The 12,823-nt window shown below is 68.6% G+C and carries 9 protein-coding genes and 3 CRISPR repeat arrays; of the genes, 3 read left to right on the plus strand and 6 right to left on the minus strand.

What is annotated here, in order from left to right; translation table 11 throughout:
• Positions 1–280: 280 nt before the first annotated feature.
• The 3 genes from ACMTAK_RS33710 (at position 281) to ACMTAK_RS33720 (ending at position 2,759) form a co-directional block, all read left to right on the plus strand.
• Entirely contained in the window at positions 281–457 is a 177-nt protein-coding gene (locus tag ACMTAK_RS33710; RefSeq protein WP_413809651.1) for a hypothetical protein, read from the plus strand.
• A 460-nt stretch (positions 458–917) separates the two neighbouring features.
• Positions 918–2,075: a ParB/RepB/Spo0J family partition protein gene (locus ACMTAK_RS33715; protein ID WP_413809652.1), complete on the plus strand. Its 1,158-nt coding sequence runs from the start codon at positions 918–920 to the stop codon at positions 2,073–2,075.
• Between the two features lie 330 nt (positions 2,076–2,405).
• Positions 2,406–2,759, plus strand: a complete 354-nt coding sequence (locus ACMTAK_RS33720) for a DUF488 family protein (RefSeq protein WP_413809653.1) — start codon at positions 2,406–2,408, stop codon at positions 2,757–2,759.
• A gap of 1,392 nt (positions 2,760–4,151) precedes the next feature.
• A CRISPR array of direct repeats spans positions 4,152–4,852; the repeat unit is 29 nt.
• 91 nt (positions 4,853–4,943) lie between these two features.
• Positions 4,944–6,010: direct repeats of the CRISPR family, unit length 29 nt; unit sequence CGGAACACCCCCGCGATGGCGGGGAGGAC.
• A 91-nt stretch (positions 6,011–6,101) separates the two neighbouring features.
• Positions 6,102–8,204: direct repeats of the CRISPR family, unit length 29 nt; unit sequence CGGAACACCCCCGCGATGGCGGGGAGGAC.
• A 17-nt stretch (positions 8,205–8,221) separates the two neighbouring features.
• Here ACMTAK_RS33720 and cas2e read toward each other — a convergent pair.
• The 6 genes from cas2e to casB are packed head-to-tail and all read right to left on the minus strand — an operon-like array spanning position 8,222 to position 12,740.
• Positions 8,222–8,539 (minus strand): type I-E CRISPR-associated endoribonuclease Cas2e, encoded by a 318-nt coding sequence (gene cas2e, locus ACMTAK_RS33725; protein ID WP_119988055.1) that lies wholly within the window; start codon positions 8,537–8,539, stop codon positions 8,222–8,224.
• Positions 8,539–9,498 (minus strand): type I-E CRISPR-associated endonuclease Cas1e, encoded by a 960-nt coding sequence (gene cas1e / locus ACMTAK_RS33730; protein ID WP_413809654.1) that lies wholly within the window; start codon positions 9,496–9,498, stop codon positions 8,539–8,541. The genes cas2e and cas1e overlap by 1 nt, the downstream gene beginning before the upstream one ends.
• A 56-nt stretch (positions 9,499–9,554) precedes the next feature.
• Positions 9,555–10,205, minus strand: a complete 651-nt coding sequence (gene cas6e / locus ACMTAK_RS33735) for a type I-E CRISPR-associated protein Cas6/Cse3/CasE (protein ID WP_413809655.1) — start codon at positions 10,203–10,205, stop codon at positions 9,555–9,557.
• Positions 10,202–10,963 carry a type I-E CRISPR-associated protein Cas5/CasD gene (gene cas5e, locus ACMTAK_RS33740; protein ID WP_413809656.1) on the minus strand — a complete coding sequence of 254 codons (762 nt, stop codon included), beginning with the start codon at positions 10,961–10,963 and terminating at the stop codon, positions 10,202–10,204. Before cas5e ends, cas6e begins: the two co-directional genes overlap by 4 nt.
• Positions 10,960–12,138 carry a type I-E CRISPR-associated protein Cas7/Cse4/CasC gene (gene cas7e, locus ACMTAK_RS33745; RefSeq protein ID WP_413809657.1) on the minus strand — a complete coding sequence of 393 codons (1,179 nt, stop codon included), beginning with the start codon at positions 12,136–12,138 and terminating at the stop codon, positions 10,960–10,962. The genes cas5e and cas7e overlap by 4 nt, the downstream gene beginning before the upstream one ends.
• Positions 12,135–12,740 (minus strand): type I-E CRISPR-associated protein Cse2/CasB, encoded by a 606-nt coding sequence (gene casB / locus ACMTAK_RS33750; RefSeq protein WP_413809658.1) that lies wholly within the window; start codon positions 12,738–12,740, stop codon positions 12,135–12,137. The genes cas7e and casB overlap by 4 nt, the downstream gene beginning before the upstream one ends.
• Between the last annotated feature and the right edge of the window lie 83 nt (positions 12,741–12,823).

Raw genomic sequence — 12,823 nt, forward strand, 5'->3', positions numbered from 1 at the left:
TGCGGATATGGAGCTGACCTGCGGGCCTTCCGTACGGTGCGGGCTCGGATCCCGTCGAGATGCTGGGGTGTGCAAGGGGAGCCTCACGGCTGTGCGAATGCGGACATGTTGGGCGCATGGGCTCTTGGATATGTGGAGATCTTGAAAGGGTGCCGGGTCGGGGTGGCGGGAACGTCTCGGCGTCAGGCAGGAAAGTCGATCGCGCCTCGGGGACGGCTGGGTGGCGGGGGTTCCTCGGTCCCGGGGCGGGCGTGTCAGTTGCTATGTGTGAGAGGAGTCCATGTCCGAGTTGGACGAGCGTCGGGTCGCCGAACTGGCGAAGCGGCCTGCGCAGGTGCTCGAGGGTGGGGGGAATCAGTCGGCGGCCCGCGAGGAAGCGCGCAAAGTCCTGGAGGTCCAGGCGGCGATGCGGTCCGAGGGGGAGGGGGCTGACGGTTCGGAGGGAGTCGGTGGGTGACTCGGCGCTGTTCATCCTCCGCCGAAAAGATAGGTGACAATGTTGAATGGCTGCTGTAGCTTGAGCTCAGGCGGGTACGGCAGCCGCAGGATCCCGCCCGGTGGTGCCACTTCGAGTGGCACCCTCCCTGCTCCTCGCGGGTGGCCGACCCCCCGCGCCCCGCCCGCGAGGAGTTGGTCGCGTCGGTGCGGCCTGTGGGGTGTGTGGGGCAGGGCCCGCCACGGCAATTCGTCGTGGCGGGCTCGCTTGTTCCCGGGGTGTCGACGCGTTGCGCCCGAAGGGGCGGGGGTCGGGCGGGCGCGTGCAATGCGGTGAATTCAATTCTAGAAATAAAGAGAAATTCTTGAATTCAGGAAAGAATTGAAACTTGCTTTAGAGGTGAATGCCATTAAGATATAAGTACAAGAAACCAACCGGAAACCAAATTGGTTTTCCTTGAATTTGGAAAGGTGCGGGAATCGTGTTTGCCGACCTCAAGATTGATGAGATCGCCCCCAACCCCGAGCAGCCCCGCAAGTTCTTCGACGAGGAGAAGCACAAGGAACTGAAGGGCAGCATCGAGGAGAACGGGCTCCTTCAGCCGGTCGTTGTCCGCCCGGTCGAGGGCGCAGAGACCCCCTACATGCTGATCGCAGGCGAGCGTCGGTGGAGGGCCTGCAAGGCCATCGGCGAGAATGTCATCTCGGCCAACATCCTCAAGGACACTGACGACGAGACAGCGTACGTCCTCGGCATTGCGGAGAATGTAGGCCGCGAAAACATGACGATCATGGAAGAGGCCGGTGCCTACGCCGACCTGGCCGCCGCCGGCTGGGACCCCCTGAAGATCGCCAAGCGGTTCGGCAAGACTGAGACCCACATCAAGTGGCGGCTGGGCCTCCTGACTCTGCGCCAGGAGGTCAGCGAGATGGTCGACAAGGGGCAGATCAAGCCCAACCTGGCCTGGCACATCGCCCAGCTCAACCCGGGCAACCAGATGGTCGCGGCTACCCGATACGTGCGCGGCGACTTCGACAGCGAGGCGGAGGCGCAGCACTTCGCCAACGGGCTGAAGATGATGGAAAAGCAGACTTCCCTGACCGGCGAGCAGACCCCCGACGCCGAGACGCAGGAGTCTCGCAAGGCCCAGAAGGCGAAGGCTAAGGATGGACTCGGCAAGGCCGAGGAGGTCCTGCTGCCTCTCCTGGAGGAGCTGGCCGAGAAGAAGCCCGAGGACCTGGCCGTCATTCTCGGCGACGACCTCACCCGTCACGTGAAGGTCATCGGCAAGCTCTACAGCCAGGTCCAGCTGGTCCGCAACCTGCTGAGCAAGGCCCAGGGCATCCAGCGTGCGATGGAGGCGGACTTCAACCGCAAGGCGCTGGAAGTCCAGAAGGAGGCCGAGGCCGCGAAGAGCAAGGGCGCAGAAGCGGAGGGTAAGGCCGAGGAGGAAGAGACGGCCAGCGCAGAGAAGAAGCCCGACGCCGAGCCTGTCGCTAAGAAGACGACAGCCAAGCCCACGGCTCCCCGTTCCAAGGCTCGCCCGGCCGCGAACACCACCCCCCGGAAGGCGACCGCGCAAAAGAAGTCGGAGGTCAAGCCGGTGGCCAAGGAGCCGGAGGCGGCACCGGCGAAGTGAGGGGGTGAGGGGGCGCGGCAGTGGCGGCGCCCCTCCGTCCTCACCTGAACTGCGGTGGGCGTGGTCGGGATATCCGGCCACGCCCTCTGCGTGTGCTGCACCCCTCAAGCCGAGGGGTGTGGATGCTGGTCAGTCGCGCCAAGCCCGCAAAGCCCTGTGGGCTCGACGTCACTCAGATCCATACGGGCCTGAGCGGGTGTCGCCTAAAACCCGGGCCGTTGGCGTAGGCGTCTGCGCGCCCGACCGTTGAGAAATACGAAAGGAAGCAACTGCGTGCTAACCCTGTTCACTAACCGCTACCAGGCGTACCAACCCCCGCAGGGAGTGCCGGTGCGTATCACTGTGGGGGCTCCCCGTTTCCAGCTCACCTATCAGCTCAGGCACGTGGTGCGCGAACTGGCACCTCGGAGGGAGTATTTCTCCAAGCCGCTGCCGGAGTTCACTTCGGTCTACCGCGCGGACCTGGACAGTCTGGGAGCGGCACGGGTCGCCGCGCGGTTGCAGGAGATAGCCGAGGTGGAGAAGGAACACAGGCTGGTCCTGCTCTGCTTTGAAGACCTGACGGACCCGGCGCAGTGGTGCCACCGCCGGATCTTCGCAAAGTGGTGGAAGGACGTCACGGGTGACGAAGTCCGCGAGCTGGGCCCGCTGGCAGACCGCTATGAGCAGGGCACGTTGATGTAAGGGCGCGGCTTGTCCGCAGTCCTCTCGCGCACCGCAGCGCCCGGTCATGCATTCGCTCGGCCGGGCGCTGCGGTTTACGCATGCCCTTGCGGGCGATCCGCACTCCGATGCGCTCGCCGTGACTATTTTCGCAGGTCGGGTCGATCATGCGCCTTGTCGGCGTGCAGGGCTTGAAGCGTCGGCTGCCATCTGCTTCAGGCCGCTGTAGTTGGACGGACTGAATCCTGACAGGCCATCGCCTCAGACCCGGGCGCTACCTCTCGTGGCAGGAGCCGCGAAGGGCGGAGAGTCGCCCCACATCGGCGGGGAGCACGCAAGGCGCTCAGCACCAGCCGTCAGGCTGCCGGATCACCCCCGCGTTGGCGCGGAGGGTTGTTGCTCAAACTTGGTGTCTGCGAGCGCGGACGGAACACCCCCACATCAGCGGGGGAGAACGCCTCCCTCCAGTACTCCGAGGACTGGCAGTGCGGAACACCGCCGCGTCGGCGGGGAGGAAGATCACGCGGAAGCCGGCGGCCTGGAGCGCGGCGGAACACCCCCACCTGGGCGAGGAGGACGAGTTCGAGGCATCGGAGATACCCGTGAGGAACGGAACATCTCCTCATCGGCGGGGAGGGCGGATCAGGAAGACCAGGGCAGCCGCCGTGGCCGGAACACCCCCGTCGGTGGGAAGGACTCGTACGTCGGCACGGCGTTGCGGATGGGCTTCGGAGCACCCCCACGTCGGCGGGAAGCACAGGTGGACCACCAGCGACCGCAGGAGCTCACTCGGAACACCCCCGCGTCGGCGAGGACCACGCGAACCGTGACAACACATGGCGCTGGGACCGCTTCCTCGTCAGGCAGGCCGTCCGAACACCCCCGCGTCGGCGGGGAGTACGTCTATGAGGACGGCGCTCCGGCCGTGCTGTTCGGAATACCCCCGCGTCGGCGGGGAGCACGGCCAGCGTCGTACGGGTGAGGTGGTCGACGACGGACCACCCCTGCGTCGGCGAGGAGCACAAGCAGACGCTGAACCACGACCTCCCGCCGCTCGGAACACCCCCACGTCGGCGGGCAGCATCCTGGCGTCCAGCTCGCATCGAGATTGGTGATCGGAACCCCGCATCGGTGGAGAGCACCTGGTGTTGAGACCGATCGCGCCGCCGGTCATCGGATCACCCCCACGTTGGCGGGGAGCACGACGGCACCGAGAAGGTTAAGGCGACGGTGGCCGGACCCCACGTTGGCGGAGATCACCCAGGGATTCTGACCATGAGGGAGCCCCAAACCGGAACACCCAAGCGTCGGCGGGGAGCACAAGAGAAGGTAGAACCCCTTGGGGACCTCTGTCGGAACACCCCGCGTCGGCGGGGAGCACGTCGCCACGGGACTGGCCGCAATCGGCTTCAGCGGAACACCCCCGCGTCGGCGGGGAGGACTAGACCTTGGCCAGGGTGTTCACGTCCTGCCACGGAACACCCCCGCGTCGGCGGGGAGCACGACGTTGGCGATCATGGGTTATTAAATGTGCGTGGAACACCCCCGCGTCGGCGGGGAGGACGCGGTCAACGTCCTGGTTTGGTCGTAGGTCTGCGGAACACCCCCGCGTCGGCGGGGAGGACCAGCCCTACCCCCTCGACGTCGAGCGGTACCCCGGAACACCCCCGCGTCGGCGGGGAGGACCGCCAGCGTCGCAGCGTCGACATCCTTGCCACCGGAACACCCCCGCGTCGGCGGGGAGGACGACGAGCGCATGGTTTTCCTCGCCATGAACAGCGGAACACCTCCGCGTCGGCGGGGAGGACGTCGACGCGGACATCTGCTCGGTCTGCGAGCTCGGAACACCCCCGCGTTGGCGGGGAGGACGCGAGCATCCGCATGAAGGCGTCGACCACGGCCGGAACACCCCCGCGTCGGCGGGGAGGATGAAGACGAGTGGGGTCCATCGAGGTACCGCACCGGAACACCCCCGCGTCAGCGGGGAGGACAGCCATCCGGCCCCCTCTCAGAAGGCAACGAGTGGAACACCCCCGCGTCGGCGGGGAGGACGGCGTATACGTCCTCCCAATATCCAAGCGGGCCGGAACACCCCCGCGTCGGCGGGGAGGACGGCATCACGTCCAGGACGGGCTGACGCTGCGTCGGAACACCCCCGCGTCGGGGGGAGGACTCTCCGGCGTTCTTCTACTAGGGCTCGGTCGGCGGAACACCCCCGCGTCGGCGGGGAGGACATTCTGAAGTACTTCAGAACACCTCTTGACTTCGGAACACCCCCGCGTCGGCGGGGAGGACGCATCATCTTCGTCCACGTACCCGATGAGCGCCGGAACACCCCCGCGTCGGCGGGGAGCACGCTGACCGTGAAGAAGCTGACGGAGAAGCCCACGGAACACCCCCGTGTCGGCGGGGGGCACGAGGACGTCGCCCGGCGGGCGCGCACCTAGCGCGGAACACCCCCGCGTCGGCGGGGAGCACAACGACACGGCGATGGTGTGCCGGTGGTTCTCCGGAACACCCCCGCGTCGGCGGGGAGCACGCTCCCTGAGGAGCTGAGCCAGCCCTCGGGAGCGGAACACCCCCGCGTCGGCGGGGAGCACGCCCCGATCAGCCACCTGCGAGTCGCCACGATCGGAACACCCCCGCGTCGGCGGGGAGCACACCACTTGGCAGTGGCACCCGTCGTGGTATCGCGGAACACCCCCGCGTCGGCGGGGAGCACTCCTGGGCCGTGCCCATGCGATAGCCAGCGGTCGGAACACCCCCGCGTCGGCGGGGAGCACCATGCCGTGGGAGACGGCGAGGCCGTGGGGGTCGGAACACCCCCGCGTCGGCGGGGAGCACCGACTCGACGACTGGAGCCCGGAAGCGCCGCTCGGAACACCCCCGCGTCGGCGGGGAGCACATGAACGTGTCCCATCCCTCGGTGTGGGGCCACGGAACACCCCCGCGTCGGTGGGGAGCACGGACAGGCCGGCGCCCTCGTTTCCTCGCTCGGCGGAACACCCCCGCGTCGGCGGGGAGCACCGTGTGAAGCTGGATCAGCCGAGACGCCAGCGCGGAGCACCCCCGCGATGGCGGGGAGGACTGGGCCGTGCCCTTGAGTCCAGACGGCGCTACCGGAACACCCCCGCGATGGCGGGGAGGACGTCCACGGCTCCGACGAGGCACCCCGCGCCACCGGAACACCCCTGCGATGGCGGGGAGGACGCTGGACGCTGTGACGATGACCTGTGCGATCTCGGAACACCCCCGCGATGGCGGGGAGGACTCGCCCCGACCATGGCCGAGGCCGAGCTGATGCGGAACACCCCACGATGGCGGGGAGGACGAGGCGTTGGGCGTGCCAGAAGGAACGCCCGGCGGAACACCCCCGCGATGGCGGGGAGGACTCCAGGAGCTTCGAGTACGAGGTGGCCCAGTCCGGAACACCCCCGCGATGGCGGGGAGGACCGCACTCCCAGCAGTGGACGGTGATCAGCTGACGGAACACCCCCGCGATGGCGGGGAGGACAGAGCCTGACCAAGGAACATCGCCGACGTGCTCGGAACACCCCCGCGATGGCGGGGAGGACGGCACCCAGGACACCGGCCTATCCCGCGGCACCGGAACACCCCCGCGATGGCGGGGAGGACGTCAGCCCGGAGCGCACCTCCGTGGTCCAGCGCGGAACACCCCCGCGATGGCGGGGAGGACGTGTACGTCGATGCCCTTGTGGACTACGGGGACGGAACACCCCCGCGATGGCGGGGAGGACGACGCGCTGGAGGAGTACGACGACAAGCTCACCGGAACACCCCCGCGATGGCGGGGAGGACGGGCGACGCGAGATGCGCGCCACGGTTCATGGCGGAACACCCCCGCGATGGCGGGGAGGACGGGCGACGCGAGATGCGCGCCACGGTTCATGGCGGAACACCCCCGCGATGGCGGGGAGGACCCGTCCTCCTGTTCAACGACAGGGACGTCCAGCGGAACACCCCCGCGATGGCGGGGAGGACGGACAGGCTCACCCCACAGGCGGCGGCGGCCTCGGAACACCCCCGCGATGGCGGGGAGGACCACCGTGAGCGTGACCAGGTACAGGCCGTGGTCGGAACACCCCCGCGATGGCGGGGAGGACCAGTACCCGACCGGTACGGCGGGGTCGCGGTTCGGAACACCCCCGCGATGGCGGGGAGGACCGGTAGCCGCGGGCGGACCATCCGACGTACAGCGGAACACCCCCGCGATGGCGGGGAGGACTCACTCAAGGGGTTGGGGGGTGGCTTCAAAGGCGGAACACCCCCGCGATGGCGGGGAGGACGGCAAGGCCGCGATCTGGGTGATGGGCCAAGGCGGAACACCCCCGCGATGGCGGGGAGGACGACTGCAGGACGAGCAGCACGTTGCCGCGGGTCGGAACACCCCCGCGATGGCGGGGAGGACGGCTGCGGTCCGGGGTCCTGCCGGTACGCCTCCGGAACACCCCCGCGATGGCGGGGAGGACAGGCGGCCCTCTTCGGCGAGCCGCTTCATCTGCGGAACACCCCCGCGATGGCGGGGAGGACTCGAGCTGCGGGAGAAGGTCCGCACCGCCTCGAGGAACACCCCCGCGATGGCGGGGAGGACATCCACGCCGGTCGGGGGGACGTCGAAATCGCCGGAACACCCCCGCGATGGCGGGGAGGACGTCTGCCCGGCCTTCGGGTAGGAGAAGAACGCCGGAACACCCCCGCGATGGCGGGGAGGACACTGGCCGCGGAAACCACCCACTCGCCTCAGCAGGAACACCCCCGCGATGGCGGGGAGGACTGTACCTGGTCGAAGCCCTCGTTCACCAGTTGCGGAACACCCCCGCGATGGCGGGGAGGACGCTCACGCTGCGGCCTTTTTACCCCTGGCTGCCGGAACACCCCCGCGATGGCGGGGAGGACGACGACCCCATGCATAGGGTGGCCGTCGAGATCGGAACACCCCCGCGATGGCGGGGAGGACAGGGGGCACTGGGTGTCGACCTGTGGGGCGGACGGAACACCCCCGCGATGGCGGGGAGGACCTCACGCGTCCCCCTCATTGAACAGTTTGTTGCGGAACACCCCCGCGATGGCGGGGAGGACCCACTGCTCCAGCAGCAGCCCCCACGTCAGGTCGGAACACCCCCGCGATGGCGGGGAGGACACCACTCTCACCAAGCTCGGCCGTAAGCACGGCGGAACACCCCCGCGATGGCGGGGAGGACGCCGTGGTCGCCTTCTCGATCTCCGCGCGCAGCGGAACACCCCCGCGATGGCGGGGAGGACGGTCGGCGGATTGGCGATCGTGATCCGATCCCCGGAACACCCCCGCGATGGCGGGGAGGACTCGAAGTGGGCGCTGGCGTGGTGGTCGGCCCACGGAACACCCCCGCGATGGCGGGGAGGACCGACCTCATCTGTTCAACGCGAGCAAGAGTTCCGGAACACCCCCGCGATGGCGGGGAGGACTCTTCCTGACCTGCACCTTAAGAGGGGCTTTGCATTTCCTTGACTTTTGGTGGTGCGGTCATGCGGATCAGGGTGAGCCCGTCGAAGTCCTCGGGGACGCGGCGGCGGGTGCCTGCGGTTCGGATGGCGTAGCCCTGTTCGGTGGGGGCCGGGTGGACGAGGACGGCAGCGCCGTTGCCGACGGTTTGGGTGACGGCTTGCCATAGTTCGTCGCGGACGCGGGCGGAGACGCTGCCGACGAAGATGCCGGGGACGACTTCGCTGGTCCAGCGGCTGAGGGCACCTCGGAGGTGGTCGGGGACGGCGGTGGTGGCGATAACCAGCATGGAGGCCATCAGTCGCCTCCTGCTGCGTAGTTGATGCCTGCGGGCAGGACGCCGACTTTGGGGTCCCAGAGGTGGACCATCTGGGCGTCGCGGCGTTCGGGCCGTTCGTCCTCGTCGTCCTCCCCCGCCACGGCGTTGCCAGTGTTGGTGTGGTCGGGGGCCAGTAGGTTCTGCACGTCGCGGACGATGCGTGGCAGGAGCCGCAGCAGGCGGAGGTCTTCGCGGAAGCGGCGGCGGGCTTCCTGCTCGGGGTTGGTGGAGTTGTGGAGGGCGAAGGCGATGGGGAGTGTGGTCTCGGCTTTGTAGAGGTCGGCGATGTCGTAGACGAATGCGTGCTGGGTGCCGGCGTGGACGAATCCGAGGGCCGGGGAGATGCCGAGGGCGAGCAGGGCTGCGTGGACGATGCCGTAGAGGCAGGTGTTGGCGGCGGACAGGGCCAGGTTGACGGGGTCCTGGGAGTCCCATTGGTCGGGTCGGTAGTTGCGGCGGAAGCGGCCGATGCCGTGCTGTTCCGCGAGGATCTTGTAGAAGGCTTTCATGCGCTGGCCTTCCATGCCGCGCAACTGCTCCAGGGTGACGGTTTGGGGGAGGGCGGCGTCCTTGAAGCGCCTCTCGTACATGCGGATGGCGACGTCGAGACGTTTTGCGGGGTCGGACCAGCAGGTGACCTGCTGCTCGAGCCAGTGGGTGGTGAGGGAGTCCGGGAGGATTCCGGCGTAGGCGCGCACACCTCCGGCGCCGACGCAGACGACGCTGGTGCCGTGCCGGGCCAGGGTGGTCAGCGCGGGAGTGGTGATGGAGACGCCGGGCCCGAGCAGGAGGCAGGAAAGGGCTGCGGTGGGTACGTAGACGAGGTCGATGCGCTGGGGGTCGACCTGAATCTGGGCGCAGACTCCAGTGCCGTCCTGGACGACGCGGACCATGTCCAGGTAGAGGAAGGACAGGGAGTCGGCGACCCTGGGCAGCATGGCGAGAGTAGGGGAGGCGAGGCGTCGGCGCGCATCGCCTCCCCTTTTCGGCGCGCTCATGCGGTGGTGGAGGGGGCAAGGCTGAGGAGTCCGGCACCGTAGGGTTTTCCGCGTCCGATGCCGTTCAGTACGGCGTCGCGCAGAGCATCGGGGTCTGTGATGGTGGCTGTTCCGTCGTAGCGAATGAGGCTGTGCCTCATCCCGGGGGTGTTCTGTCCTCGGGGGCGGACCGGCTGCATGGTGGTGGGCGTCAGGATGTGCGGCTGGAGGCCGGCGTCGGTGGCGCGTCGCAGCCACCACTGGTCGGCGTCCGCGCCGGACAGCGGCACGATGCGGCCGCGTTTTCCTTTTTCTTCCAGGGAGAGCCGTTCCCGTTTGGCGGGGTTGAGGACGATGCGGTAGCGCACTGCCAGCCCTTTGCGCAACGCGGTCAACATCGGCGTCAGGCTCTTGGTCTCGGCCTGCCCGTATCCGCTGGGCAGGAGGGAGGGGGCGAGCTGGGCGGCCTGGACGAGGAGGGTGCTGGAGGTGTCGGTCTCGTCCAGGCGATAGAGGACGCCTGCCCGTTGGCGTGGCGAGTCGCCGAGGCCATCTGGGACCATCCGCATTACCGTCTTGTGCATCTGGGTGGCGTCGCGCAGGTCCCTCTGCACCTCACGGCTGTAGGGGTTGAGGCGGATCCGAGCGATCACCGGGTGGTCGTTCATGCGCTTCCCTCGGCGTGGGCGTAGTCGATCAGGCGCGTGAGCAGGGTGTGCTGAGGGCCTGCCAGGTCTCGGTGCACCGGCTCCACGGTGCGATAAAGGCGACGGCCGATGTGAGTACGTCCTTCCTGGGCGAAGCTCACCGGGACGTCGTTGATGTCTATGGCATCGGCCGCCCCGTCGCGGGGCGGCTGTTCGTGGAGGAACTCCACCGCGATGGTGTCGCCTTCCTCCTGGCGGGACGAGGTGCGGCTGAGGGGGACCGCGGTGCGCAGTTCTCTCTCCGGGTCGTCGATGTGGCTGCGCAGGAGGAACGGCTCGTCCGGTGCGCAGGAGCGGCGGCCGAGGTAGGGCGCCCAGTGAGGGCGGCGCAGCGCCTGGGCGAGCTGTTCGACCGTGTCGTCGGGTGCTCTGACGGCGACGACGAACACCGCGTCGGCGAGGTAGTGGCGGCGGGTGACGACGGCCGCGCCCTTGTTGCCGCCACCGCTGGTGGCGGCGGTGCGGGCTTTGGGGAAGCCGCCGCCGACCGTGTGGTAATCCACCAGCCGCACGCCAGGACGGTCCACCCGTACGGTGAGCCGCACGTCCTGATACCGGTCCAGGCCACCGTCGCCGCGGCCGATTCCCTGGGCGGCGGCGAACATCCCGATCAGTGCCGAACGGGTGGGGAAGGCGGCGGTGTCCCGCACGGGGGTGAAAACCGACCGCTCCCCCCAGGACTGGAGGGGCCCGGCCAGCCGCAGCAGCAGTCCGCTCACTGCTGCCCCTCCGCGTCCGAGCCGGAGGCGGGGAGGGCTGCGTCCACGGCGGCCTCGATGAGCTGGTGGTAGGAGGCGTGCGCCTGGCCGAGGCCGGTGAACTTCTCCTCGGGGTCGATGACGGTGTGTCCGTGGAAGGGCCGGTTGCGCTCGCCGGTCAGGCGGTTGATGTTGCGGGTGTAGGCGTCCAGCGCGGTGCGGGAGGGGCGGGAGAAGCCGCCCTGGATGTCCGAGGCGACCGGGGTCTCGAAGGCCGCGGCCAGAGACAGCGGCCGGTGTTCGCGCACCGCGAGGTAGGCGAGGTCGGGGAGGGTGTGCGGGGCGGTGCTGTTCTTCTTGGCCTGCGGCAGGGACAGCAGGAAGTGTTCGGCGAAGGAGGCGAGCACGGTCTGGGCGGCCTTGGCATCGCCTTCGAGGTTCTTCAGCAGGTCGGTGATGTTGACGGTCGCGTACCGGTAGAAGACACCGGCGCTGAACTCTGCGGTGTCGAGGTGGCCGCTGCCGGTCTCGGCTTCACCGAGCCAGTCGTCGACCGCGGTGAAGTAGTCGCGCTGTGGCTCGGCCGCGTGGGTGGTGAAGGCGTGTGCGACCTGGGCGGCGCCATCCACGTTGGCGTCGGGGAGTTCGGCGAGCATGCGGCCCAGCAGGCCGATGGAGGCGGTGCGCTGCTTGAGGATCGTCTCGATCCGGTTCGGGGGCAGCAGTTGGCCAGGGTCCTCCTTGCCCTTGGCCTTGGTCTTTTCCTTGGCCGTCTGCTGCGCCTCCAAGCCCTTCTCGAGAGCCTCCCGGTGCTCGGTGCACACCACGGCGAGTTCCTCGATGGCGGCCTCGGGCAGGAACAGCAGTACCGAGGTGTGGCCGGCCTTCTCCGTGCCAATGCCCTTCTTGCCGGCGCTCGCTGCGACCTGGGCTCCGGCGAACGCGGCCAACTCTGCCTGCCAGCCCGCCTTCTGTAGCGCCTGCTGCACCTTCACGGGCACCATGCGGGTGCGGGCGGCCTTCTCTCCGAGGTCCTGCTCGACGCCGTGCCTGATGACACGCTTCCAGGACTGGCTGGAGACCCGGATTCGCAGCGCGTTGCCGTAGCGGACCTGCTTGGGCGAGCCGAGGTCATCGCGGTTGAGGTTGGCGACCGGCACCGATTGCAGGGCGCTCAGGTCCAGGTAGAGGGTCATCGCTTGTTCTCCTCGGGAAGATCGGTGGTGGGGTCGGCCTCACCGGTGTCGGTGCGGAAGTAGCTGTCGAGCCAGCGGGTGGCGATGCGGTCGCGGTCGTGGTTCCACCAGGACAGGTCCTTCAGCAGGACCGCCCAGTCGACCGTGATGCCGCCGCCGGTGAGCTGTGCGAGCAAGGCGGGCAGGCTCCGGTGGACGGCGTCGCTGCTCTGCCGGGACATCAGGTGCAGGGCGCCTTCCGCCGTGTTCGGTTTGAAGACGCCCTTGGCGACGGCCTGACCGAGCGAGGCCCCCAGGTTGGGGCGCTGATGCCAGGCGGTGGCGCTGGTGTCCCCGGGGGTGTCCTGGCGGGCACTGCGCGGGCGCGCCGCGATCAGTGAAGCGACGCCGTAGTAGGCGCGCCGCACATCGCCGTAACCGTGGTTGTCGTTGTCACGGAGCCACGGAACCAGGTGGCGGTGCATGTAGTTGCACCGCTCGACTGGCAGGCCCAGACCTCTGCGCAGCTCGGCCCGTTGCCTGTTGTCCTGGCACAGGCTGTGGACGTAGGAAACGAATTTGTCGTACTTGGGCGGAGCAGGGGCCGCCGCGGAATCGGTCATGAGACATTCCTGGTCAGAGGCATGGTGATGGGCTGAACTCGCCGACCGCACGGCCAGCGTGAAAAGGGAACCGGCGAGCGAGA

It is taken from the genome of Streptomyces lacaronensis (genome assembly GCF_047337785.1).
Lineage (GTDB): Bacteria > Actinomycetota > Actinomycetes > Streptomycetales > Streptomycetaceae > Streptomyces > Streptomyces lycopersici.